This is a genomic window from Wandonia sp. (assembly GCF_984588085.1).
Genome location: NZ_CFIGVI010000013.1, coordinates 35,102 through 58,244, shown reverse-complemented (window position 1 = coordinate 58,244; position 23,143 = coordinate 35,102). Strand labels below are relative to the sequence as shown.

Annotated in this window: 25 protein-coding genes; 15 read left to right on the top strand and 10 right to left on the bottom strand. The window is 40.0% G+C overall.

Annotation, left to right across the window (positions count from 1 at the left end):
• The first annotated feature begins 170 nt into the window (after nucleotides 1-170).
• From miaB to AC4PL9_RS07435, 9 genes are all read left to right on the top strand, one after another.
• Complete coding sequence (gene miaB, locus AC4PL9_RS07475) at nucleotides 171-1,613, top strand: tRNA (N6-isopentenyl adenosine(37)-C2)-methylthiotransferase MiaB (RefSeq protein WP_491604125.1); 1,443 nt, start codon at nucleotides 171-173, stop codon at nucleotides 1,611-1,613.
• A 13-nt stretch (nucleotides 1,614-1,626) separates the two neighbouring features.
• Nucleotides 1,627-2,877 carry a sigma-54 interaction domain-containing protein gene (locus tag AC4PL9_RS07470; RefSeq protein WP_491604124.1) on the top strand — a complete coding sequence of 417 codons (1,251 nt, stop codon included), beginning with the start codon at nucleotides 1,627-1,629 and terminating at the stop codon, nucleotides 2,875-2,877.
• Nucleotides 2,878-2,884: 7 nt separating this feature from the next.
• Nucleotides 2,885-3,397, top strand: a complete 513-nt coding sequence (lptE, locus tag AC4PL9_RS07465) for an LPS assembly lipoprotein LptE (protein WP_491604123.1) — start codon at nucleotides 2,885-2,887, stop codon at nucleotides 3,395-3,397.
• Nucleotides 3,397-4,416, top strand: coding sequence for a DUF8458 domain-containing protein (locus tag AC4PL9_RS07460; RefSeq protein WP_491604122.1), 1,020 nt, complete (start codon nucleotides 3,397-3,399; stop codon nucleotides 4,414-4,416). Before lptE ends, AC4PL9_RS07460 begins: the two co-directional genes overlap by 1 nt.
• A 1-nt stretch (nucleotide 4,417) precedes the next feature.
• Nucleotides 4,418-4,717 carry a preprotein translocase subunit SecG gene (gene secG, locus AC4PL9_RS07455; RefSeq protein WP_491604121.1) on the top strand — a complete coding sequence of 100 codons (300 nt, stop codon included), beginning with the start codon at nucleotides 4,418-4,420 and terminating at the stop codon, nucleotides 4,715-4,717.
• A gap of 74 nt (nucleotides 4,718-4,791) precedes the next feature.
• Nucleotides 4,792-5,934, top strand: coding sequence for a hypothetical protein (locus tag AC4PL9_RS07450; RefSeq protein ID WP_491604120.1), 1,143 nt, complete (start codon nucleotides 4,792-4,794; stop codon nucleotides 5,932-5,934).
• A 132-nt stretch (nucleotides 5,935-6,066) separates the two neighbouring features.
• Nucleotides 6,067-6,348, top strand: coding sequence for a co-chaperone GroES (locus tag AC4PL9_RS07445; RefSeq protein ID WP_491604119.1), 282 nt, complete (start codon nucleotides 6,067-6,069; stop codon nucleotides 6,346-6,348).
• 16 nt (nucleotides 6,349-6,364) lie between these two features.
• A complete protein-coding gene (gene groL, locus AC4PL9_RS07440; protein WP_491604118.1) occupies nucleotides 6,365-7,996 on the top strand; it encodes a chaperonin GroEL in 1,632 nt (543 codons plus the stop codon).
• Between the two features lie 155 nt (nucleotides 7,997-8,151).
• Nucleotides 8,152-8,478 carry a 2Fe-2S iron-sulfur cluster-binding protein gene (locus tag AC4PL9_RS07435; RefSeq protein WP_491604117.1) on the top strand — a complete coding sequence of 109 codons (327 nt, stop codon included), beginning with the start codon at nucleotides 8,152-8,154 and terminating at the stop codon, nucleotides 8,476-8,478.
• Between the two features lies 1 nt (nucleotide 8,479).
• Here AC4PL9_RS07435 and AC4PL9_RS07430 read toward each other — a convergent pair whose 3' ends face one another.
• From AC4PL9_RS07430 to AC4PL9_RS07415, 4 genes are read right to left on the bottom strand one after another with little or no spacing between them, the layout of a single operon-like run.
• Entirely contained in the window at nucleotides 8,480-9,406 is a 927-nt protein-coding gene (locus tag AC4PL9_RS07430; protein ID WP_491604116.1) for a hypothetical protein, read from the bottom strand.
• 5 nt (nucleotides 9,407-9,411) lie between these two features.
• Nucleotides 9,412-11,673 (bottom strand): M48 family metallopeptidase, encoded by a 2,262-nt coding sequence (locus AC4PL9_RS07425; protein WP_491604115.1) that lies wholly within the window; start codon nucleotides 11,671-11,673, stop codon nucleotides 9,412-9,414.
• A 7-nt stretch (nucleotides 11,674-11,680) separates the two neighbouring features.
• On the bottom strand, nucleotides 11,681-12,463 hold the full coding sequence (nadE, locus tag AC4PL9_RS07420; RefSeq protein WP_491604114.1) for an NAD(+) synthase: 783 nt from the start codon (nucleotides 12,461-12,463) through the stop codon (nucleotides 11,681-11,683).
• Between the two features lie 19 nt (nucleotides 12,464-12,482).
• A complete protein-coding gene (locus AC4PL9_RS07415; RefSeq protein ID WP_491604113.1) occupies nucleotides 12,483-13,292 on the bottom strand; it encodes an outer membrane beta-barrel protein in 810 nt (269 codons plus the stop codon).
• Nucleotides 13,293-13,457: 165 nt separating this feature from the next.
• Here AC4PL9_RS07415 and gldB point away from each other — a divergent pair, with 165 nt between their 5' ends.
• Both gldB and gldC read left to right on the top strand, forming a co-directional pair.
• Nucleotides 13,458-14,480 (top strand): gliding motility lipoprotein GldB, encoded by a 1,023-nt coding sequence (gene gldB, locus AC4PL9_RS07410; RefSeq protein WP_491604112.1) that lies wholly within the window; start codon nucleotides 13,458-13,460, stop codon nucleotides 14,478-14,480.
• A 2-nt stretch (nucleotides 14,481-14,482) separates the two neighbouring features.
• A complete protein-coding gene (gene gldC, locus AC4PL9_RS07405; RefSeq protein ID WP_343785412.1) occupies nucleotides 14,483-14,827 on the top strand; it encodes a gliding motility protein GldC in 345 nt (114 codons plus the stop codon).
• Between the two features lie 57 nt (nucleotides 14,828-14,884).
• On the opposite strand, the gene AC4PL9_RS07400 is transcribed toward gldC, so the two are convergent.
• Nucleotides 14,885-15,595: a carboxypeptidase-like regulatory domain-containing protein gene (locus AC4PL9_RS07400; RefSeq protein ID WP_491604111.1), complete on the bottom strand. Its 711-nt coding sequence runs from the start codon at nucleotides 15,593-15,595 to the stop codon at nucleotides 14,885-14,887.
• A 78-nt stretch (nucleotides 15,596-15,673) separates the two neighbouring features.
• Complete coding sequence (locus tag AC4PL9_RS07395) at nucleotides 15,674-16,282, bottom strand: NifU family protein (RefSeq protein ID WP_491604110.1); 609 nt, start codon at nucleotides 16,280-16,282, stop codon at nucleotides 15,674-15,676.
• A gap of 127 nt (nucleotides 16,283-16,409) precedes the next feature.
• Here AC4PL9_RS07395 and AC4PL9_RS07390 point away from each other — a divergent pair, with 127 nt between their 5' ends.
• From AC4PL9_RS07390 to AC4PL9_RS07380, 3 genes are read left to right on the top strand one after another with little or no spacing between them, the layout of a single operon-like run.
• Nucleotides 16,410-16,859 (top strand): hypothetical protein, encoded by a 450-nt coding sequence (locus tag AC4PL9_RS07390; RefSeq protein WP_491604109.1) that lies wholly within the window; start codon nucleotides 16,410-16,412, stop codon nucleotides 16,857-16,859.
• 54 nt (nucleotides 16,860-16,913) lie between these two features.
• A complete protein-coding gene (locus AC4PL9_RS07385) occupies nucleotides 16,914-19,145 on the top strand; it encodes a TonB-dependent receptor (protein ID WP_491604108.1) in 2,232 nt (743 codons plus the stop codon).
• Between the two features lie 5 nt (nucleotides 19,146-19,150).
• Entirely contained in the window at nucleotides 19,151-19,495 is a 345-nt protein-coding gene (locus AC4PL9_RS07380) for a cation transporter (protein ID WP_491604107.1), read from the top strand.
• Here AC4PL9_RS07380 and AC4PL9_RS07375 read toward each other — a convergent pair.
• Nucleotides 19,492-20,619, bottom strand: coding sequence for a glycosyltransferase family 4 protein (locus AC4PL9_RS07375; RefSeq protein WP_491604106.1), 1,128 nt, complete (start codon nucleotides 20,617-20,619; stop codon nucleotides 19,492-19,494). The two genes, AC4PL9_RS07380 and AC4PL9_RS07375, sit on opposite strands and share 4 nt — an antisense overlap.
• 43 nt (nucleotides 20,620-20,662) lie before the next feature.
• Here AC4PL9_RS07375 and AC4PL9_RS07370 point away from each other — a divergent pair, with 43 nt between their 5' ends.
• Complete coding sequence (locus tag AC4PL9_RS07370; protein ID WP_491604105.1) at nucleotides 20,663-21,181, top strand: gamma carbonic anhydrase family protein; 519 nt, start codon at nucleotides 20,663-20,665, stop codon at nucleotides 21,179-21,181.
• A gap of 3 nt (nucleotides 21,182-21,184) precedes the next feature.
• Here AC4PL9_RS07370 and murI read toward each other — a convergent pair whose 3' ends face one another.
• The 3 genes from murI to AC4PL9_RS07355 form a co-directional block, all read right to left on the bottom strand.
• Nucleotides 21,185-22,009 carry a glutamate racemase gene (gene murI, locus AC4PL9_RS07365; RefSeq protein ID WP_491604104.1) on the bottom strand — a complete coding sequence of 275 codons (825 nt, stop codon included), beginning with the start codon at nucleotides 22,007-22,009 and terminating at the stop codon, nucleotides 21,185-21,187.
• A gap of 65 nt (nucleotides 22,010-22,074) precedes the next feature.
• Nucleotides 22,075-22,596, bottom strand: coding sequence for an OmpH/Skp family outer membrane protein (locus AC4PL9_RS07360; RefSeq protein WP_491604103.1), 522 nt, complete (start codon nucleotides 22,594-22,596; stop codon nucleotides 22,075-22,077).
• 27 nt (nucleotides 22,597-22,623) lie between these two features.
• On the bottom strand, nucleotides 22,624-23,143 hold a 520-nt coding region (locus tag AC4PL9_RS07355; protein WP_343785422.1), incomplete at its 5' end, for an OmpH/Skp family outer membrane protein.

Below are 23,143 nucleotides of genomic sequence, written 5' to 3'. Positions count from 1 at the left end.
AACTTGTTTATAAGGGGCGTGTTTATCAGTGAAACATTTAATATTGTTCTCAAAAGATACTTGAAGTAAGGAGGCGTTTTATATTATTTGTTTTTTTAACAAACTGCCATTTTGTCACCCAAAACATATTGTGTACTTTTGCTTTTTGATTTTATTCAACAGTTTTGATTATGAGCAATACCGCGTTATTTGGTGATAAAACAATTATAGAAGAACGGCAGGGAGAAGCGATGGAGATGGAAGGGCCTGTTGCAAGCAATGGTAAAAAATTGTTTTTGGAAAGTTACGGCTGCCAGATGAACTTTTCCGATAGTGAAATTGTTGCCTCTGTTCTTATCCGGGAGGGGTATACAACAACCAAAAATGAAGATGAGGCAGATGTTGTTTTGTTAAATACATGTTCGATTCGTGAAAACGCAGAACAACGTGTGCGAAACAGACTGACAGAGTTTAAAAAACGAAAAGAGAATAAACCATCCTTAGTAGTAGGTGTTCTTGGCTGTATGGCGGAACGCCTTAAAACTAATTTACTGGAGGAAGAGAAGTTGGTGGATCTGGTTGCAGGTCCTGATGCATATCGTGATTTACCGAACCTTATTATAGAGGTAGAGGGTGGACAGAAGGCGGTGAATGTTCTCTTATCAAGAGAAGAGACGTACGCTGATATCAGCCCGGTGCGATTAGATCAAAATGGTGTGACAGCCTTTATCTCAATTATGCGTGGATGTGATAATATGTGCTCATTCTGCGTTGTTCCGTTTACACGGGGTCGTGAACGTAGTCGTGATCCGCACACTATTGTAGAAGAAGCACAGGAGCTTTTTGATAAAGGATACCGGGAGGTTACTTTGTTAGGTCAAAATGTGGACTCGTATCGTTGGAACCTTACTAAAAAGGGAGAAATAGAGAATCCGGAAAAACCAACCGTGAATTTTGCACAGTTACTGGAGATGGTTGCTTTGGTAGATCCTGAGTTGCGTATCAGATTTTCAACTTCTCACCCTAAGGATATGACAGATGAAGTTCTGATGACAATGGCGAAATACGAAAATATCTGCAAGTATATTCACCTTCCGGTTCAGTCAGGGAGTACACGTGTGCTCGAAAAAATGAACAGAGGTTACTCCCGGGAATGGTATATTGATCGTATCGATGCTATTCGTAAATATATGCCGGATTGTGCCATCTCTACAGATATTATCACCGGTTTTTGCACGGAAACAGACGAAGATCATCAGGATACATTATCGCTTATGGATTATGTACAATATGAGTACGCTTATATGTTTAAATATTCTGAGCGTCCTAAAACATTAGCAGAGAGAAAATACGAGGATGATGTACCTGAGGAGGTTAAGCAGAAGCGTTTGCTGGAAGTGATTGATAAGCAGCAGGCTCATTCACTGATGCGCAATGAACAGGCTGTTGGAAAAGTATATGAAGTGCTTATTGAGGGTACTTCAAAACGTTCTGATGATCAGTTATTCGGTCGTAACTCACAGAATGCGGTGATCATTTTCCCGAAAGGGGACTTGAAGAAAGGACAGTATGTGAAAGTAAGAGTTATATCGTGCACAGCAGCTACCTTGTTAGGAGAGGTTGTAGCCGGTTAATCAAAGAAATTACATGAATTTACAGCAGGTAAAACAACGGTTCGGAATTATAGGAAATCATCCTGGTTTAAACAGGGCGTTGGAAGTAGCTATGCAGGTAGCGCCTACTGACATATCGGTATTGGTAACAGGTGAAAGCGGTACGGGAAAAGAAATAATCCCACAGGTTATTCACCACTTAAGTTCACGAAAACACGGTGAATACATAGCTGTTAACTGCGGAGCGATCCCGGAAGGAACGATAGATTCTGAATTGTTTGGTCACGAAAAAGGTTCCTTTACAGGTGCTGCCGGTACTCGAAAAGGCTATTTTGAAGTTGCCGATGGTGGAACTATTTTTCTGGACGAAGTAGCCGAGTTACCTATGCAAACACAGGTTCGGTTATTACGTGTGCTTGAAACGGGAGAATATATCCGGGTTGGATCTTCAAAGCCACTGAAAACAAATGTTCGCGTTGTTGCGGCGACTAATGAAAATATGATGCAGGCAATCCGCAAGGGAAAATTCCGGGAGGATCTATTGTATCGTTTGAGTACGGTCCCTATTCAATTGCCTGCACTGCGTGAAAGAAAAGGGGATATTTATTTGTTGTTCCGGAAGTTTGCGAATGACTTCGGAGAGAAATATCGTATGCCTCCCATTCGTCTTACAGATGATGCTGTATTGGTACTTGAAAATTATTCATGGCCCGGTAATATCCGTCAGTTGAAGAATATTGTTGAGCAAATTTCCGTTATCGAAGAAAACCGGGATGTGGATGTTCAGAAGTTAGTGTCTTATCTTCCGGCTGAACAGGAAACACTTCCGGGTACAATCGGAGGGAATTCAAAAGATGATTTTTCGGAAAGAGAATTGATGTATAAATTTCTCTTTGATATGAAAAATGATCTCAATGAATTGAAAAAACTGGTGTATGAACTGGCTCAGAGTAATGGAGAAGTGCATCTTGACCAGGATCAGACAGCAATGCTGAATAAGCTTTATAAAACGATGTCTCCGGTTGACGAGGGGCACATGTTACAACCCGGAACAGCATATTCTCCGGAAGTTAGTTCATCACGGGATGTATATTCGGATGGTGACGTGGAAGATGTTGAAGAACATGAAGAGGTAGAAGAGTCTCTTTCGTTGGAAGACCGCGAAAAAGAGTTGATCAAAAAGGCATTGGAGAAGCATAGGGGAAAGCGTAAGTATGCAGCTAGAGAGTTGGGGATTTCTGAGCGAACTCTGTATCGAAAAATAAAGGAATACGATCTAAATTAACGGATATATGCGTTTTTACCTTAGTCTATTGACTGTTTTTGTTTTGATGACATCTTGTTATCCTACGAGTATCAGTTTTAAGGATAATTCTATGGATCCGGAATTGAAAACGTTTACGGTGATTAACTTTGAACAATCCGCTCCGAATGCTCCGGTTAACTATCCGATTAGTTTTACAGAGTTCCTGAAGGATGGTGTACTTGGAAATACCAAATTGAAACTGGACCAATCCGGAACATCCTCCGCACATCTAATTTTTTCAGGGGTAGTTACTGACTATTCTATTTCACCGGTTTCTATACAGGGAGATAGTCAGGCTGCACTTACCCGTCTGACTATTTCTATGCGGATTGAAGTAGAGAATACGCTAAAACCGGAGAAAAGCTTTACAGTTAATCCCAGACGATTTGCTGATTTTGACAGTAATCAGGATTTGAATTCGGTAGAGAGCCAATTGCTGGAGGATATAAATCAACAGATTCTTCAGGATATTTTGAATAAATTGCAGTCTGACTGGTAATGAATCTTACAGAGTTAGCACATATCATTAAAGAGCCTTCGTTGGTTGGAGGAGATGTCATCGCAGATTTGAAAGGTTTGTGCGAGAGATATCCATATTGTGGGAGCTTTCATTTGTTGTATCTGAAAAGTCTTGCTGCGGATCAGTCTGTGAAGTTGGAAGAAGAATTACAACAGTATGCTTCTCACGTTTCTGATCGAACCACTCTTTATCAACTGATTCATTCGTTGGATAACAACGGAAAAGAGGAAGCTACTATTTCTCCTCAAGAGGAGAGTAGAGAAGAAGGCGTGGAAGAAAAACGGGAAGAAGCAGTTGTTTTTCTTCCTGAAGTGGAGTCGATTCAAGAAGAAGAGAGTGGGACAACTGAGATCGTTCAGGAGGGAGAGTCTGAAGAACACGATACAGAGAAAAAGTCTGAAGTAGAGGAGGAAAGAGAAGTAGAAAACGATCTCCTGGAGGAAGAGGTGTTAAGTACAGCTTTGAATGCCGTATTTGAACTGCGTGTGGATAGGGTTATTCCTGCTCCGGATGAAGAAGTTTCTGTTTCTCCTGATATTGAAGCGCATAGTGAAACGGAAGCGATTCAGGAACAAGGGGAGGAAAAGCAACAGACAGGAGAAGTATATACTGATGAGACGACAGGTGAACTTTCTTTTTCAGATTGGTTAAAGAAAGGGACCAAAATATCTTCTTCTCCTTCCGAAATTAAAGAGAGTACACCGCCTGAAGAGGAACGTAAAGAGCATGTGAGCAAACTTTTGGATAAGTTTATCGCAGCGGAACCCACAATTTCAAAACCTCGTAAAGAGTTTTACTCTCCGGCCAGAAATGCTAAAGAAAGTGTTAATGAAGGAAGCGTGCCGGTTAGTGAGACACTGGCCCGAATTATTGCACTACAAGGGAATTATCCAAAAGCAATTGCAATTTATGAGCAATTAATTTTGAAAAATCCGGAAAAAAAGAGTTTCTTTGCAACTCAAATTGCAGAATTAAAGGAAAAGCTTAACAATAAGTAAGATGGAACTATTATTAACACTATTAATTATAATTGCGAGTGTATTGTTAGTCGCAGTAGTCTTGGTACAAAATCCAAAAGGTGGTGGTTTGGCGTCAAATTTTGGTGCTCCCAGTCAGCTTGGAGGTGTGAAAAGAGCAAATGATGTGATTGAGAGGGCTACATGGACATTGGCAGGTGCAATTGCTGTGTTGACATTGGTTATGGTTATGATGAATAGCGGTGGTCAGCCGACTATACCATCTAATGATGGAGGAGCGACACAAACAGAAACTCCAGCAGGAGGTCAGCAGCCTCAATAGGAAGAAAAAATTAGAGAATAATAGGGAATGCCGATATAGTTAGTATATCGGCATTTTTGGTTAGTGTAACAAATATGCTACTACGTAAACACATCCTGCGGATTATAGGTCTTACTCTACTGATTCGGGTTGGGTATGTGTTATTCGCAATTACGGTTCAGAATATCTCGGATGAACTGGCATTTAATCCAACCTTTTCTGAGATAATTGGTCTTTTTAAGCGACACGATTCCTATTGGTACGAGAGAATTCATGATACCGGTTATCCGGAGGTGCATTCTGAAAAAGAATTGGGATGGAATGACGGGGAAAACTTTTATCAGTCTCCGTGGGGATTTATGCCTGGTTATCCGCTGCTTGTTAAAAGTGTTTCTTTATTGACCGGATTCGATTTTACTTACTCGGCATTTATTATCTCTATTCTCTTTTCAGCTTTGGCGGCTATTCTTTTGTACTGGTTATCGATGATTTGGTGGCAGGATGCGGAAAAAGCCTATTTAACAACGTTGCTTTTTATTCTGATGCCCTTTCAGTATTACTTGTTTATGTTGTATTCTGAATCGGTCTACTTAACCTTTTTGTTGGGTGCTTTACTGGCTGTTCATTACCGGAAGTTTTGGCTAATGGGATTTTTGTTGTCAGGATTAGTTGTTATGAGAGCCAATGGGATTGTAATGCTAATTCCTGTGTTGGTTTACCTGCTTGAAAATAACGCGTTAAAATTTTCTGATATAGCCTGTTTCAGAAAGGGAGCTATTCGATTACTGATACCTTTTGTACTTCCCTTGTTGACCATGTCTTTCTACCTGTTTTTCCAGTATAAGATGACCGGAGATCCATTTGCTTACTCCACAGCTCAAAAGGCGGGGTGGTACAGAGAGTTTACTTTTCCCTTGTTTTCGCTGTTTAACCACGGGAGTTTTACTGTCCAGTTTAATTCTGTATATACCTTATTGTTTTTCTTTATTGCTTTCTTGTACAGAAAACAGTTTCCCTTATCGTTTAATCTCATTATCTGGATCAGTCTGTTGCTTCCTTTGTCGGCAGGAACACCGGTTGCCATGACACGTTATATATCGGTTATTTTTCCTCTGTTTTTTATTTATACGAACTGGATAAAAGACTCGCGAAATAAATGGATTGTCTTTTCTCTAGGTTTTGTAATACAGTTATGGACATTTTATTACTGGTTAATTTCAGATCCATTCAGTCAGTAAAATGTCAGGATGTCAGAAATGCTGACATTTTTTTATTCCGAGTCTGCTTTTTTGGCAAATTTTAGAATTGGCATAAAATTCGTTTAAAAGATTAGCAGTTCAAAATGTAGTTTAAACACAAATAAAAGAGTTATGTCAACAGTATTAAAACCATTAGCCGACAGAGTGTTGGTGGAATCGGCACCGGCTGAAGAAAAAACTGCAAGTGGAATTATTATTCCGGACACAGCAAAGGAGAAACCGTTGAAAGGTACAGTTATAGCCGCAGGTCCTGGAAAGACAGACGAGCCTATGACGGTCAAAGTTGGAGACTCTGTAATCTACGGACAGTACTCAGGAACGGAAATTAAATTAGATGGAAAGACTTACCTGATTATGCGTGAGTCTGATATTTACGGTATTGTTGAAGGTTAATTAAAAAACGAAAAAAATGGCAAAGGAAATTTTCTTTGATGTAGAAGCACGCGACAAACTGAAAAAAGGTGTTGATGCGTTAGCAGATGCGGTAAAAGTTACGTTGGGACCAAAAGGGAGAAACGTAGTTATTGATAAAAAATTCGGAGCTCCGCACATCACGAAAGATGGGGTATCTGTAGCAAAAGAAGTTGTGTTGAAGGATGTGGTTGAAAACCTGGGAGCACAAATGGTGAAAGAGGTTGCTTCTAAAACAGCTGATATTGCCGGTGATGGTACTACAACAGCAACCGTTTTAGCTCAGGCGATGATCAATGCTGGTTTGAAGAATGTAGCGTCCGGAGCAAACCCTATGGATCTTAAGCGTGGAATGGACAAGGCGGTTATAGCCGTTGTTGAAAAGCTTAAAGAAATCTCGCAAGGTTGTTCGGACAATGATCAGATTAAGCAGGTAGCTTCTATTTCTGCAAATAATGACGATACTATTGGAGCTTTGATTGCTGAGGCAATGAAAGTGGTTGGTAATGACGGTGTAATTACGGTAGAGGAAGCAAAAGGTACAGAAACTGAAGTGAAAACTGTAGAAGGAATGCAGTTTGACAGAGGATACCTTTCGCCCTACTTTGTTACAAATACAGACAAGATGATCGCTGAATTGGAGAATCCTTACATTCTGATTACAGATAAGAAGGTGTCTAATATGCGTGAGCTACTTCCTGTTCTCGAGCCGGCAGCTCAGTCCGGACGTCCGATGTTGATTATTGCTGAAGATGTAGATAGCGAAGCGTTGGCTACACTTGTAGTAAACAGAATAAGAGGGTCTTTGAAAATTGCTGCTGTTAAAGCTCCCGGATTTGGAGACAGAAGAAAGGCAATGTTGGAAGACATCGCTGTTCTTACAGGTGGGCAGGTAATTTCTGAAGAGCGTGGTCTGAAATTGGAAAATGCTACATTGGACATGTTAGGTTCTGCCGAAAAAGTGGAAATTGATAAGGACAATACAACAGTAGTGAACGGTAGCGGACAGAAAGCTGACATTGATGCTCGCGTTGCGCAAATTCGTGCTCAGATTGAGACGACTACTTCAGATTATGATAAGGAAAAATTACAGGAACGTCTGGCTAAACTGGCAGGGGGAGTAGCCGTATTGTATATCGGTGCAGCTACCGAAGTAGAAATGAAGGAGAAAAAAGACCGCGTAGACGATGCTCTTGCTGCAACAAGAGCGGCAGTTGAAGAAGGTATCGTACCTGGTGGTGGTGTTGCTCTTATTCGTGCTATCGATATTCTTGAAGGAATGAAGGGAGAGAATGAAGACGAGACGACTGGAATTGCTATCGTAAAACGTGCTATCGAAGAGCCGCTTCGCCAAATTATTGCTAATGCAGGTGGAGAAGGTGCAGTGATTGTACAAAAAGTGCGTGAAGGAAAAGATGATTTCGGATACAACGCACGTACGGAAACTTTTGAAAATTTGTTTGCTTCAGGAGTAATCGATCCGACAAAAGTAACACGTATTGCTATTGAGAATGCATCTTCTATCGCAGGAATGTTGTTGACAACAGAATGTGTGATTGCGGATGAGCCGGAAGAAGCAGGAGCTGGAATGCCGGGCGGAATGCCAGGTGGAATGCCGGGAATGATGTAATCCTAAAACAGGCATTTTCAAATCGGTATCCTATTTCCCGACTTGTTTCGGATAATATGGCCGACAATATATAGAGAAGCCGTTCGTCGTAAGATGAACGGCTTTTTCAGTTTTTTAATGGGAAGCAAAGATTATCTTTGTACAAAATTTTAACCATGAGCGATAACGTAATCACAGTAACTATAATTGACAGAGAGGGGACAGCGCATCAGTTGGAAGGGCCTACAGATATGAATATGAACATTATGGAGCTATGTAAAGCTTACGAGCTACCTGTAGAAGGTGCTTGCGGAGGTATGGCAATGTGTGCTACCTGTCAGTGTTACCTTGAATCAGACACCGAACTTCCTGAACAAAGCGATGCTGAATTGGACATGCTGGATCAGGCCTTCTTTGTGAAAGATAACTCGCGTTTGGGATGTCAGATTCAATTAGCCGATAAAATCGACGGCATTGTTCTTCGATTGGCTCCTGAAGCTTGATTTAGAAAACGAAAACCAACCCCAGACGAAGCGAAAGTATACTGAACATTCCTTCACGCGCCAATACATCCTGAAAGTTTGTGTTCAGAATTCGTTCGGATATCCGTTCCATATCTGAGTTGGTATCAAATAATGTCTCATTAGCCATTCTTTTTCCCCGATTAGGGAAAGCGTAACCAACACGCATGTCGTAACCGAACTCAATCATCATAAAACGAGTGATCGGGTAGTTAATACTTGCTGAATAAAAGAAATCAAGACCCCAGTAGTTGTTTTTAAACCCTTCGGGAGCTATAAGCTGATGTGTTTCAAGAGGTCCTGTCGCTCCATATTCCCCTGGAAGTATAGGGCTTCCAGCAAAATAATACTCCTTATTTGTATTCATTTGCATTACCGAAAACCCTAATCCAAATGTATGGCTGATTCCCATGGGTAACAGGGATTTCTTAGGCGATAATGTAATCACGGGTCGAAGAGAAAATACATTAAACTTAGGGGAGCTGATTCTATTGGGATTAATAGTATAGTTCCCGTAAATATTATCACCATAGTAATCATAGTCACTATAGTAATAATTATTATTTGAGGAGCCGAAAACGTTATTACCTGCCTGATAAGTTGTGTATTGCCCCATAATACCGATAGCAAGATTCCTTTTGATCAGACGTTTGTATGAAAAGTTAACATTCCATTTAAACAGATTTTTTTTCTCATCGAAACTGTCATCGGATTCGTTATACTTGTTATAATTAAGATTATTAACATCTCCTACTTCAGGTAGGATAATAGGAAGAACCCGAATACCTCCTCCCGTGCTAATAGAGAACATATTCTTTTTTCCCAGAAATCCGGAGTTTTGTGCATGCATATTGGCAAGAACAACAAAAAGAAACAGGGATGTTAGTGTGTATTTATTGAAAGTAGTCATTGCTTTTATTGATCTGTGGTTTTATTAATTTGATTAAGGAAGTCATACATAAGTGCTTCCATTTCCATTTTAGAGGTGAATCCTGAAATCTGCTGATTGGTAAATACGTTAAAAGCGTAGGTATCAAGATCAAAAACAGCTACACCAAAATTAGTATAGAAAGACTTCATAAAAGTCACCGGTCCGGCGATCAGCCATACGGGAGGGAGGATACTATAGAATACAATTTTTCGGGGAGATAGGCGCTGGTGTACTGATTGAACAATAATAAACGCAACTTTTCCGGTTCCAAAATCATTTATAATTTCTTTGTTAAGATTGTAATCAACCGGAAAAACACTCACTTCTTCGTATTCGATAAGGTGAGAAAGACTGTTAACCAAAGCCGCTTTCTGATTGTACATATAGGTTCCGTGTGATTTATATTCAAGCGATCCAACCTTGTATACACTTACGTTTGAATTTCCATGAAACCTTTCCACTACTTCACGAAGATCAATTTCCAGTTTTTCTGACTTTTCAATATCAATATCATTTCCTTTCACCTGAATGGCACGAGGTTCTAAAAGGATAATTTCTTCAAGCCCCATCTGAATTTTTTCTTTTTCTTCCTGCTTCTTTAATTGTTTTCTTTCTGAATATGCAAGCTGACGTTTTTTCTCTTCCTCTTCTTCTTTCGCCTCCAGATCACTCTTGTGGGAGTCGTAGGATTGCTTGAAGTGGTCATCTTTGATGATATCATTTAACGCATACAGATAAAAGTCATCCTCGTCGAATTTATCATCTTTAGAAGTTGCTACTTCTTTTGCTCCTGTACTTCTTTTTATTTTTTCGTATTTAGAGAGTTCTTTTTCCTCTTTTATAACTGCTGTAGTATCAGTGGAAGTAAGACTATCAGCCTGGTTTAACTCATCCAGACTTTTTTGGAAAGCATCGTAAGCTTCCTGATAGCTAATTTCATAATAATCACTGATTTTAAAATTCTTTTCGCGAGCCAGGTGCTGTATGGCATATTGGTAGATCGCTTCAACTTCACCATCTTCCGGAAATTGTTGCTTTATATCTGCTACTTGTCGGAACGCAACGGTTACAAGTTGTTTTTTGTCCAGTTTTTTCAGAAGTTGATGAAGTTGGTGAGGGTCTCCCTGTACCTTTGACGGAGAAGTTGTTACTGAAGTGTACCGGCCTTCTACTTTAAAAGCAAGTAACCCTGCCCAGGCTTTCGCCTTACAAATCTGTAGATACTTATTATTCGGAAATTCCTGTTCAAGCAGGTAAATACTGTAAATAGCATCTCCGTAACGGAATGCGTACAGGTCATTACGAACAGTTTCAAATCGAGCAATGTTTCGTACATGATAAAAATCTTCTTCCGGGAGAAGGAATCGGGCTTCGCCCCAATTATTAATATTCTCAATGATGTCAAGAATCATTTCACTTCTGGACTGAATGTTAGGGTGAGAACTTTTGGAGTCATCATAATCTTTTTCTACAGAGATATCCGGAAACTCAGTTTCAAAGTAGCTCTCCGGAATAACCAGATGATCCGTATTCCAGTAAGTTGAAGGAATCGATTTCAGATCAAAAGGTAAATAGGAATACAATAATACATCGAAGACATCAAAAAGTTCCTCTTTAGAATATCCTGCAGCATTGTATAATTCAATTCCCACACCATCCGCTTCAAACTCTTTTTCTTTGGAGTACTGGCTGAGTTGCTTAATCTTACTGTCGTTGTTTACTCTTGATCGTGCAATTTCAACATTTTCTTTATACCCTTCAACAACGTGCTCTTTTTGATAGTGAGCAATTTCGTGAGCGAGTACAAAGGCAAGCTGCGCTTCATTGGAAAGCTGTGCCAAAAGTCCCTCCGTTACGAAGATAATTCCCTGTTTGGTTGAAAACGCATTTACTACATTTGAACGAAGAATGTAGAAGCGGATATCTGAATTTTTTCCTGTAATTTTTTCTCCTACCCGTGTGACATATTCGGTCATTTCATCGCCGTAGATAACTCTTCCGGAACGTAGGATTTCATCAATGCCATAATGAATTCCCTTGATAAACTCTTTACTTTCTTTCTTTCCTAAGCCGTCAATTACGATGTCTTTTTCTTCATTGACTTTTTCGAAGGTCATTAAAGCAAAGTCATCCGGCATATCTCCTCTGGATTGTATCGGAGTGAAATTACTAAAGTCCGTTTTTTGGGCCGTAACAAATAAAGACAGTCCCAGGGTAAACAAAGGGATTAAAGTGAGTTTTTTCATTCGAAGGTTATTTGAGTTGTTCCGGGATAAAACATACCGGAATTTCAACCATTTTGTGTTTATTAATAGTGTTGAGTTTTTTGTAGATATTCAGAACTTCTTTTTGTCTTTCTGAAAGGTTGTTGTTTGTTTCACCATTTTCGTTAAACTCCATAGCCCATTCCAGTTCCGGATAAGTGGCTCCAATCTGGTCTTCGTCTGTTCTGTCATCTTCCCACAGACCATCCGTAGGCGGTGAATTGAGTATCTCATCGATAACTCCCATGTGCTCTCCCAGGGTATAAACCTGAGTTTTCATAAGGTCGGCAATAGGAGAAAGGTCGACGCCTCCATCACCATATTTGGTATAAAAGCCTACTCCAAAATCTTCTACTTTATTTCCAGTCCCTGCTACAAGAAGTCGGTTGGTTTGACCGATGGCATACAACGTCATCATGCGCAGGCGGGAACGGGAGTTGGCCATAGATAATTGATCCGAAGCTACGTCCTTTGGAAGTGCACTTTCAAAATGAGAAAAAACACTGGATAATTCAATTTCGAAGGAACTTACATTCGGAAATTTTTGTTCAAGATCCCTGATGTGAGCAGCAGCTAAACGGTAGTGTTCCCGTTTTTGCCGGATAGGCATATTCAAACAAATTACCGGAGCTCCTGTTTTGGCACAAAGAGTAGACGTGACTGCAGAGTCAATACCTCCCGATATTCCAATGATGAAACCTTGTAAACCTGATTGATTCAGATAATCTTTAAGCCAAGCGACTATATGCTCTTCAACTCCCTGGTAATTCAAATCGTACTGATGTTTTTAGTTAGAATAGAATTCCTAGTTTGAATTCTATCAGCATTTGACTGGCTTTAAACGAACGATACGTCTTGGAGAGATCTGAGTTGATATTGTACAAAGAGCTTCCGTTTCTGTCTGACTTTCCGTTTCCGGAAAACAAAGGAGTGAAAGTATAATAAAATCCGGCTTCAAGGAATAAACTGGTCGTTCCTATAAAGTTCCATTCTGCTCCGGCAGCCATTCCCCCGGCAGCACGGATGAAAAGCAAATCATTTTTCGCTTTCATCTTTTCAATGGAGGCCCCTGTTTGCGGTAAAATACCTTCGAAATTCGTTCCTTCATCATTCACCGTCTGGTTGATAACAAAACTTGTTCTGAGTCCAAACTTACCATAGTACCGGAAGTAGCCAATAAAGTTAGTTCTGAAGATCAGCATCGTAGGGATGGTCAGAGTAATAGGCTTTTGTTTCCTTGTAGCAATAAGGAAAGTACCTTCTGCATTACTCTCATCATCTTTGTTCAGATAGATTTCCCGATCGCTGTAATCGTAAAAGAAATTGTTTCCGGAAGTTGGAGAATAGGAGAAGCTCTGGAAATTAAATTCAAGCCCTGTATATAATGCGATATGTGGTTTAAAGTTGTAATGCAAGCCCATTCCGACACCGAAAGAACTTCCTAATCCATCACTTTCGATTTGATTCGTTTTAAAAGAAGTACTCAACATACCTCCATTAAACACAAAACCTGCCTGAACAACTTTTTCTTCAGCATCCTGAGCATGAAGTGCGGAAAGACTTAAGGTCGCTCCCAAAAATAAAGAAACTATTCTTTTCATGTTTTGATGTTTCATTCCGTTAATAGGTTGCAAGAACTTTAGACTGCAATATTAGTGATTTTTTACCTTCGGCTCTACCCAAAAGACGTAAAATCGAGCGATAAAATGGTGCATTTGATGAAAACAGGCTGATCGAAATTGATTAGTTTTGCTAAAAACTGTACTATGAGGTGGTATAAACAAGTAGGCTTTTTGTGTGTTTTACTGGCAATGACTGCCTGCAAATCCGATCGTCTGGATATTACAGTTCCTGATAAAGAGGTTGTTATTGAGCTGATTCGAATGGAGCAGGATTTTGTGAAAATTGCTTCTGTAGAAGATGCGCAGATGAAACACGAACAATACGAAGAGTCGTTTCCTGAATTGTATGCGTATTACCTGGGAGCATGTCTTCAGGCAGGAAGAATGGAAGATTCTCTGGTGCATGAAAATTTGTATTTGTTTCTCCGGGATACTTTTATGAGCGGGCTGAATTCAGAATTGGTGAATAGATTTTCTGATTTTCCTGAGTATGAACTAATAAAAAACGGATTCAGGTACTATGCCTATTATTTTCCTGAGAGTGCGCTTCCTGAAAAGCTGGTGACGTATAATTCGGCGTTTTCGAATAGTGTTATATCTTCCCCACATGAAATCGGGATTGGTCTGGAGCGCTATTTGGGAGCTGATGATCCTTTTATAAAGAAACTCCCTGAACAGGTCTTCTTTCAGTACATAAAAAAGCAGATGGAACGAAAGTTTATGGTTCGTGATGCAATGATGAGCTGGATAGGAAGTAACCACTTTACGGAAGTGGATGATAACCTTGTTATAGCAGAGCAACTGGTACATTGGGGGAAGTTATTGTATCTGGTTGAGGCTATGCTTCCACAGGAATCAAAAGCTGTTCTTCTTAGGTATGATGATGAAGAGTACAAGTGGGCAGGGGAAAACGAAATTGCTTTCTGGAAGTATTTGGTAGAGGAGAATTTCCTGTTTAAAAGAGAGCAAAAAGTAGCCAGAAATATTTTTTCAGATGGTCCCTTCACGCCCGGACTTCCCATTGAGGAAAAAGCACCACCACGATTGGGGCAGTTTCTTGGTTGGAAAATTGTAAAACAGTATATGGACGAAAACGATACAGTGGAGCTGAAGGAAATGATAAGTATAGATTATAAAACAATTCTAAAAACGTATAAACCGGAGTAAAGATGAGCAATCCTATAAAGAAAAAATCAGTGATAGAAATAGAGGTCGGAATTAATGAAAATAATGTTCCACAGGAAATTCACTGGAGTGCTGAAGACGGGAAAGTGAACCGAGAAGAAGCCAGAGCTATGTTATTAGCCCTTTGGGATCCCCGTTCGCAAAACACCATGAAAATTGATTTGTGGACGACTGAGATGTCCGTTGAAGAAATGAAGGTGTTTTTTCATCAGACCTTACTTACAATGGCTGATTCATTTCAGAAAGCGACAGGAGAACAGGCAATTGTAGAAGATCTCCGGGATTATTGCTATCATTTTGCAGATAAGATGGATATTATGCCGAAATAGAAACAGAAGCGGGCCGGATGAGTATCCGGCCTTTTCTTTTGATCTTGCGATCTCAGGTTACAGTTGTGTAGCCTTCCAGGCGCGGTACAAGTCGAAATAACTCTTCGTTTCCATAACGACCACACCGCCTGTTGTATCTCCATATTTAGCCGGAATTCCTCCGGTGTATACTGAAACTCCTCCGATTGCCACTCCGGGTACTTTAGAAATGTCTCTTGTTTTCACTCCGTCAATGAGATAAACCATCTCTCCTTTTCGGGCTCCTCTGAAATATAATTCTCCATCCTCACTTTTTTGGATATCAGAAGTCATATTCGAAATCAAGTCAGCCGGATTCTGAATGTTAACATTATGTTTCAGATCCAATGGGGTTAAGGTAATCATGTGCTCATTTCCCGGATCTAGCTTTATTTCGTTGGGATTGTTATAGATGAAAATTACAGTTGTTAGCATTTTAGGGTCAAAAATGACATCTGGTACTTTGCAATACCCATTTGGGCTAACATAGTTGTTCTGTAACGTCATCGTATCTCCCAGAAAAGAGATATTTACCTCATACGTTCCCGGAGGGACAGTAGAAATTCTAAAGCGTCCGTTGTGGTCTGAAACAGATCCCAGTATAGCGGTTCCCGTATTTACCCATACGCGGGCTCCAATAATTGGTTCTTCCTCCGATTCAATGATTTTACCGACGATTTCACCGTAGTTTTCCTGTGCGTTGGCCATTACTCCCAATGTTAACGCTAAGCCAAAAATAATTCGTTTCATAACTTAGATTTTGGTATTGGGATGTATGGGGAGTCACTATTCCATAAATAAAAACGGGAAAAAATAAGAAAAAAGTAATTATCCGTTTTCAGCGACAACTTCTGTTACCTCCGGAAGATGCTGTTTCAGAAGGTTTTCGATTCCCATTTTAAGTGTGGCAGTTGAGCTGGGACAACCGGAACATGATCCTTTTAAAATAACAGTCACTACACCGTTATCATATCCTCTGAAGTCAATTGCTCCTCCATCGCCTTCTACAGCAGGACGAACATATTCATCTAAAAGCGTACGAATAGCATCATCATATTCGGAAGGTGTTATTTCTTTTCGAGGTTCATCTTCTTTCTCTTCTACTACTTCACGCGGGGCAGGCATTTGGATAAGAATTTCTTTCCCGTCTCCAATGAAATCACGGATAAATTCCCGTAACTCCATGGTTATGTAATCCCACCCGATTGTATCCGTTTTCGTAATCGTGATGAAGTTTGCCGCAATAAAAACACTCTTAACAAAAGGGAAATTGAACAATTCTTCAGCTAATGGAGAATATCCTTTAGCTTCTGACTGACTCAGAAACTCTGCTGATTCACCTGATAGTAATATGTGTTTGTTGGCAACAAATTTCATTGTTGACGGGTTAGGGGTCATTTCTGCATATATCGTTACCGGAACTTTCATTGTATTCATATTTTATACAAAGTTAAGGATAATACGCCAAAAGATAGATTGAAGATTATAAAGATGCTGTAATAGATTTCCAATAATCAGAGTGCTTTTATTTTGAGGGAATCAAAATATTGATGATATTTGCTTTGTGAGAAGAGTATATGCCATACTAGCCACTCTAATGATACTTTTTGTTTTTACAGGAAGTATCGGAGTTAACTTATATCGTTCGTATTGCGATATGAGGGGAGAAGTGGAAACTTTTCTTACATCAGGTAATGATCTGTGCCTCATTATGGAGGAGCAAAACCTTACGTCATGTTGTTCAGAAGTATCTTCTGTTTGTAAGGTGGAAGAAGGTGCAAAAGACGGGTGTTGTAGTGAAGAAGAAATAACTATTCGGATAGATCTTCCTTTCAGTCAGCAGTATATTGCTTTTGGATTTTCTGATATTGTATTTACTCCTTTGTCTTCCCCTTTAGTTGTTGCGTCGTATAATTTGGTTAACTGCCCTGATAAAAGCAGCATTCGCGTCAGACCACCCCCCCGTTATTTCGGAAAAAACTTACTTCCTGTAATTTCTGTTTGGAGAATCTAGAATTGACCGAACCTTATTGAGTTCAGTTGATTTTAGTATTTAAAAAACAGTAAAATGAAAAAATATTTTTTTGCACTACTGTTAGTCTTGACTTTCGGACAAATATCTTTCGGGCAGGTTTCCGGGGTGATCTATGGAGAGTCAGATGGCAGTAAAGAAGCATTGGTAGGGGCACAAGCCTACTTCTTAGGGGCTCAGTCAGGAGCCATAACAGATGTTGAGGGGAAATTTAGTTTAGCTATCCCCAAACAAATTCCTGATACATTAGTATTTCAATTCACAGGCTTTGAAGCAGACACTATGATTATCACTTCGAAAGAGGCGATTGAAATAGAAGTCACCTTATATTCTAATATTTTCCTCAAAGAGATCGTTGCCGAAGGTAGGCAGAAACCTTCCGGAATCTTACGTATGGAGACACTTCAGGTAGAGCAATTGAACGAGGGAGAGTTGCGAAAAGCAGCCTGTTGTAATATATCTGAATCTTTTGAAACGAATGCATCAGTAGATGTGAATTTCACGGATGCTGTATCCGGAGCCCGTCGTATACAAATGATGGGACTTGATGGTGTATATACGCAGGTGCAACTGGAGAATGTACCGGTATTCCGGGGGCTTTCCAATACATTTGGACTAACAAGTATTCCCGGTACATGGGTCGAGTCTATACAGATTACCAAAGGAACTGGAAGTGTAATGAACGGATATGAATCGATGGCAGGATTGATTAATGTAGAGTTAAAGAAATCAGAGACAGCCGAGACTTTTTACTTTAACGCCTACGGAAATCGATTCGGAAGAGCAGAAGTAAATCTCCATGGAGGACATTATGTAGGGAAATCTCATAAGTGGTCAACAGGATGGTTTGTACATGGTTCCGGACTTTTTGCCGAGAATGATAACAACAAAGATGGATTCAGAGATATTCCTTTGAGTCAGACTGCCAGTGTAATGAATCGATGGAGTTATTCCGGAGAAAAAATGGAAATGAAGTTTATGATTACCGGTAGTTATGATCAGAAGTACGGTGGTCAGTTAGGTTACTCTCCGGGAAGCAACGACCTTTCCCGATACGGAGTGGATATTCTGAACCGAAATCTGGAAGCGTATTTGAAAACAGGTTTCTTCCTGAAAAAGCGACGCTTTGGTTCGATCGGACTTATTTACAATGCGAAGTTATTCGAAATGAATACACGGTTCGGAAATGAAAGTTATGACGGGTTAGAGAAGCGGTTTTATTTTAATGCAATCTACTCTGATATCATTGGTAATACCAATAATACGATCAATGCCGGATTGAGTTTTGTGTATGTGGATATGGATGAGAAGTTTAACCAGGTTCCGATTACCCGTGAAGAAATTGTTCCGGGTGCTTTTGCCGAATATACCTATACTGGGCAGCGTATTACAACTGTATTAGGAGTACGTGGAGATTACCACAATCTATTCGGCTTTCAGACATCTCCCCGCGTTCATTTAAAGTGGCGACTTTCGGAACATACAGACCTTCGTATTACCGGAGGAAGAGGATGGCGTGTTCCGAATTATGTAGCGGATAATGTATACATGATGGCAACGAACCGAATCTGGGTAAACAATGCAAACCTTCAACCGGAGATAAGCTGGAATATGGGAGGCTCAGTTGTTCAGGGATTCAAATTGTTCGGAAAAACAGCAGGTATAACAGTTGATTACTACCACACACGTTTTGTAGACCAGTTGATTATGGATCTGGAAGATCCGTACACAGTACAGTTTTACAATATGCAGGGGACATCTTATTCCAATACATTGCAGGCGGAATTCAACTATGAACCATTTAATGGGTTTGATTTCAAAGTGATCTATAAACTTACCGATGTAAAAGCCAATTTTGGGGGAGAGTTCCAGCAGAAAATGATGGTACCCGTACACCGTGGAATGGTAAACTTTGCTTACATAACCCGAAATAAAAAATGGGAATTTGACCTTACGGGAACATTGATGGGAATGATGCGTTTGAATCCGGTACCGGATGCGTATGCTGCGGATTTCCCGGAACGATCTGATGTTTTTGGCACGATTAATGCGCAAATTACTTACGTGTACAAGAAGTGGGATTTTTATCTGGGAGGTGAAAACCTGACGAATTATATTCAGAAGAATGCTATTGTTGGAGCAGATGAGCCTTTTGGTAACTATTTTGACGCTACCCGTGTATATGCTCCGATAGCTGGTGCTAATGTGTATATTGGTGTGCGTTATAAGATTAAGAGAAAAGATAAAAAAGAAGAACATAAACATTAACAGGTATGAAAGCAGTTATAATTGTATTTAGTTTATTGCTGACATCGTTAGCGTACGGACAGGAAAAGAAACCTCAGATAGTTATTCAAACATCTGCGGAATGCGGACAGTGTAAAGACAGAGTTGAAGAAAAACTCAATTATACTTCTGGAATTATTTTTTCGGAATTGGATGTACCGACCAAACAGTTAACGGTTAAGTATAAAGCCAACAAGATTACGGCTGATGAAATTCGTAAGATTCTCTCCGATCTGGGGTACGATGCAGATGATGTGAAAGCAGATCCGGAAGCTATGGCTAAATTACCCTTGTGCTGTCAGCCGGGTGGGATGGATGGACACGACCATTAGTAGATCTCGTTATTCTCCAGAGATAAGGCTTGCTCGACGATAGAGCAACTGAGTTGATGGTCAAATTTTTGAACCGCGTTCCGGATAATTTCTTTCGGAATGCGGTTTTTGTTTTCTAGCCATAGTGAAATTGTTTCTGCCAGACTTTCTGCATTCATAGATTCAAATAAGTAACCACTTTGTCCAAATTCTAACAACTCAGGACTTCCCCCTGCATTACTGGCGATAACAGGTTTACCGGATGCCATTGCTTCTATGGTTACCATTCCGAATGTTTCGGCTTTGGATGCCATAACAAGAGCATCTATAGCGTGATAGAAAACGTCAACATCTTGTCTGAACGGACGAATAAGAACACGATTCTCCAGATGGTTTTGTTGAATGAATTCGAGAAGTCCTTCATAGTATATTTGTCCTTCGGATTCTCCTTCACCCTTAGTGGGTTCACCTAGCAAACATACATAGAGATTAGGAGTAGATTGTAGCATATTAAAAGCCTTAAGTAAAAGGTCTTGCCCTTTCCCCTGATCAAAACGTCCGATCAGGCCTAAGATAGTTCCTTCTGTTGGCAGGTCCAGTTGTTTTCGGCAGTTGATCGGATCTTTTTCGATGTAGTCTGATAAAACAATTCCGTCCGGAATAACCTGTATACGATCATGTGGCATACGAGTTCGTACTTTCACCTGATTGGCGAGTCCCTCAAGTGGACACGACCAAAGATCTAATCCTCTGTATCTGATCGTATGTAGCACGTCACGTTTCGAAACACCAAGTTGCATAGCCATGAAGTAGGAGAGATGAAAAGGACGAAAAGAGAGTCGTTTGGCAAGTACGGAAAGACTAATGTCCCTTGTATCCCGAAGTAATACGTGGGTAATACCTTCTTGTTTGATAATTCTCTTTAAGCGAATAGCAGCTGGAATATCGTAATATTTCCTGTGCTTTTTTAGTGGAAGAACGTCAATACCGGCCTTTTTTGCAGCTGTGTACAAAGGAGATCCTTTCCGACAAAGCATAACAACCGAATGTTGTCTTTCCTGCATCCAAAGTGCACATTTGAGATGGTTCATTTCTAATCCTCCCCAACTCATAGAACCGCATAGGTAGGCCAATTTTTGTTTCATAGTACGAAGTTACTTTTTTGAATGGTTCCTTTATCTTTGTTTTATGGAAAAAGGATGGATTATTCCCTGTAACGGGAAAACGCCAAAAGTAGGCGGAAATTGTTGGATTGCTCCGAATGCAACCCTTGTTGGTGATTTTGAATGCGGTAGCGAGTGTTCGTTTTGGTTCAATGCAGTGGTTCGGGGAGATGTCAACAGTATCCGGTTCGGAAATAGGGTCAACGTTCAGGATGGAGCAGTAATCCATTGTACGTATGAAAAGACGAAAACGATTATTGGAAATAACGTTTCTATCGGGCACAATGCTCTCGTACATGGATGTACAGTCGAAGACAATGTATTGATTGGGATGGGAGCGATTGTTATGGACAATTGTTATATCGAAGAGGGGAGTATTATTGCTGCCGGGGCTGTCTTAACAGAAGGAACTCATGTAAAAGCGGGGAGTTTGTATGCAGGAGTTCCGGCAAAGTTCAGAAAAGAAGTGGATAAACGATTGAGAGAAGGGGAGATAGAACGAATAGCTACGAATTATGTAAAATATTCCGGGTGGTTTAAATAATCACTAAAGTTGAATCTTTAGCGCATTAATAGGGCAGTCCATAAAAATTTCGGCTTTTTCATCGAAGTCTGTAGGAGTTTCTGTGGTGTAGTATTCGGTTTGCCCGGTTTTTCGCAATTTATTCTCCATCCACTGATGTCGGTGCAGGTAATCTTTAAGGCTTAATGCAACAATTTCTCCCTGAGGAACCAATTGAATATCGGGGGAAATAAATGATTCAATAACCGATTGTACAATAGGATAATGTGTACAGCCTAAAAGTATTGTATCAATAGAAGAATCCTTGCTAAGGAGTGTTTCAACATCCTGTTGTATGATCATGCGCCCCGGAACTGATTCGTGCATATTATTTTCAATCAGGGGAACCCAAAGGGGACAAGCTAACTGTGTGACGGATAAATCGGGGTAGAATTTCTCTAATTCAATCAGATAGGAGCGAGATTTTATGGTTCCTTTGGTTCCTAATATCCCTATATGTCCTGATGCTGTAAATTTTCCGACGACTTCTGTTGTAGGCCGGATAACTCCAAGAACACGTTTGTCCATACCTAAAGTGTGTAAATCATTGCGTTGTATGGAACGCAGAGCCTTTGCAGATGCCGTATTACAGGCTAAAACAACCAGGTCGCAATCCAGTTCAAATAGTTTTTTTACAGCTTCCAGTGTAAACCGGTAGACAACTTCGAAGGAACGGTTTCCATAGGGAGTTCGGGCATTATCTCCCAGATAGATATAGTCGTAATCAGGAAGGATGCGTTGCAATTCGGAAAGGACAGTCAGACCTCCGTAACCTGAATCAAAAACACCTATTTTTTTCTTCCTTTCCATCTTTTAAAGGTACAAAAAAGGTCTTCGTAACGACGAAGACCTTTCTAATTTATTTATGGGATAACTTATGGTTTTTTTGTCTCGGACTCTTTTTCAAGTTTTAACAATTCTACCATTACCTCGTTTGTGATATCCTCTCCGTTTGCGTACAAAGCAGAAGAAACATCCAAAACATAATTTAGTTTTTTACGATCAGAAACAATTTTTACAGCTTCCTGTACACGAGCCAGAATAGGTTCGTTGAAGCGTTGCTGTAAGATTTGAAGATCCTGCTCAAGTGTTCCCTGACGTTCCTGATAAGTCTGCTCTTTAGCCTGAATTTTCTTAGCTTTCATTTCAAGCATTAATGGTGACTCTCCGTTCGTTTGAGCGGTTTCATATTCTTTATATAGCTTACGCAGTTGCTCTTCCAGTTCCTGAAGTTCAGCCATTCCGTCTTGTTGGAATTTCTGAATCTCTTTTATAGCTTGCTTACGTGAAGGCATAGTATCCAAAAGTTGCTGAGAATTTACATGAGCAATTTTAGATTGAGCATTTACAGCTGTTCCACTGATCACAAGCATTAGGATAAAAAGTAACTTTTTCATTTTTTCTTTCTTTGGTTTTTATACTACTTATTTTGTTGAAATACCCAGTTCTCGAAGAACCCGGTCACTCAAATCATACTTCGAATCCGCGAATATAAGATTTGATTGGTTAGCTTTGTCAAAAACGAAGCTATAATTTCCTTTTGAGGCTACTTTTTCAAGCGCATCATAGATTTGGTCCTGAATTGGTTTAATAAGTTCCTGACGTTTCTGGAACAGTTCTCCTCCTACACCAAAATATCCGCGTTGAAGTGCCATAATTTCTTCTTCCAATACATCTATTTCCTCCTTTCTTTTTTCCCGAACCTCATCCGGAAGCAGTACTTCTTCACGGGCAAAGGCATCCTTCTTTTTGTTTAGTACTTCGTATCGGTTATCGATATCCTGTTGCCATCGTTCTGAAAACTTGTTAAGCTTTTCTTTGTTCTCGGCATACTCAGGCAAGTTGTCCAAAATGTATTTGGAATCGATATACCCGTACTTTTGACTAAGTGAAGCAAAAGTGATGCCAAAAATGAAAGTCAGAAATAAAATTGCTTTTTTCATA

What these genes read in the sequence shown, in the direction of transcription:
- miaB (WP_491604125.1), top strand. Translation starts at nt 171, where the DNA reads ATGAGCAATACCGCGTTATTTGGTGATAAAACAATTATAGAAGAACGG.
- AC4PL9_RS07470 (WP_491604124.1), top strand. Translation starts at nt 1,627, where the DNA reads ATGAATTTACAGCAGGTAAAACAACGGTTCGGAATTATAGGAAATCAT.
- lptE (WP_491604123.1), top strand. Translation starts at nt 2,885, where the DNA reads ATGCGTTTTTACCTTAGTCTATTGACTGTTTTTGTTTTGATGACATCT.
- AC4PL9_RS07460 (WP_491604122.1), top strand. Translation starts at nt 3,397, where the DNA reads ATGAATCTTACAGAGTTAGCACATATCATTAAAGAGCCTTCGTTGGTT.
- secG (WP_491604121.1), top strand. Translation starts at nt 4,418, where the DNA reads ATGGAACTATTATTAACACTATTAATTATAATTGCGAGTGTATTGTTA.
- AC4PL9_RS07450 (WP_491604120.1), top strand. Translation starts at nt 4,792, where the DNA reads ATGCTACTACGTAAACACATCCTGCGGATTATAGGTCTTACTCTACTG.
- AC4PL9_RS07445 (WP_491604119.1), top strand. Translation starts at nt 6,067, where the DNA reads ATGTCAACAGTATTAAAACCATTAGCCGACAGAGTGTTGGTGGAATCG.
- groL (WP_491604118.1), top strand. Translation starts at nt 6,365, where the DNA reads ATGGCAAAGGAAATTTTCTTTGATGTAGAAGCACGCGACAAACTGAAA.
- AC4PL9_RS07435 (WP_491604117.1), top strand. Translation starts at nt 8,152, where the DNA reads ATGAGCGATAACGTAATCACAGTAACTATAATTGACAGAGAGGGGACA.
- AC4PL9_RS07430 (WP_491604116.1), bottom strand. Translation starts at nt 9,406, where the DNA reads ATGACTACTTTCAATAAATACACACTAACATCCCTGTTTCTTTTTGTT.
- AC4PL9_RS07425 (WP_491604115.1), bottom strand. Translation starts at nt 11,673, where the DNA reads ATGAAAAAACTCACTTTAATCCCTTTGTTTACCCTGGGACTGTCTTTA.
- AC4PL9_RS07415 (WP_491604113.1), bottom strand. Translation starts at nt 13,292, where the DNA reads ATGAAAAGAATAGTTTCTTTATTTTTGGGAGCGACCTTAAGTCTTTCC.
- gldB (WP_491604112.1), top strand. Translation starts at nt 13,458, where the DNA reads ATGAGGTGGTATAAACAAGTAGGCTTTTTGTGTGTTTTACTGGCAATG.
- gldC (WP_343785412.1), top strand. Translation starts at nt 14,483, where the DNA reads ATGAGCAATCCTATAAAGAAAAAATCAGTGATAGAAATAGAGGTCGGA.
- AC4PL9_RS07400 (WP_491604111.1), bottom strand. Translation starts at nt 15,595, where the DNA reads ATGAAACGAATTATTTTTGGCTTAGCGTTAACATTGGGAGTAATGGCC.
- AC4PL9_RS07395 (WP_491604110.1), bottom strand. Translation starts at nt 16,282, where the DNA reads ATGAATACAATGAAAGTTCCGGTAACGATATATGCAGAAATGACCCCT.
- AC4PL9_RS07385 (WP_491604108.1), top strand. Translation starts at nt 16,914, where the DNA reads ATGAAAAAATATTTTTTTGCACTACTGTTAGTCTTGACTTTCGGACAA.
- AC4PL9_RS07380 (WP_491604107.1), top strand. Translation starts at nt 19,151, where the DNA reads ATGAAAGCAGTTATAATTGTATTTAGTTTATTGCTGACATCGTTAGCG.
- AC4PL9_RS07375 (WP_491604106.1), bottom strand. Translation starts at nt 20,619, where the DNA reads ATGAAACAAAAATTGGCCTACCTATGCGGTTCTATGAGTTGGGGAGGA.
- AC4PL9_RS07370 (WP_491604105.1), top strand. Translation starts at nt 20,663, where the DNA reads ATGGAAAAAGGATGGATTATTCCCTGTAACGGGAAAACGCCAAAAGTA.
- murI (WP_491604104.1), bottom strand. Translation starts at nt 22,009, where the DNA reads ATGGAAAGGAAGAAAAAAATAGGTGTTTTTGATTCAGGTTACGGAGGT.
- AC4PL9_RS07360 (WP_491604103.1), bottom strand. Translation starts at nt 22,596, where the DNA reads ATGAAAAAGTTACTTTTTATCCTAATGCTTGTGATCAGTGGAACAGCT.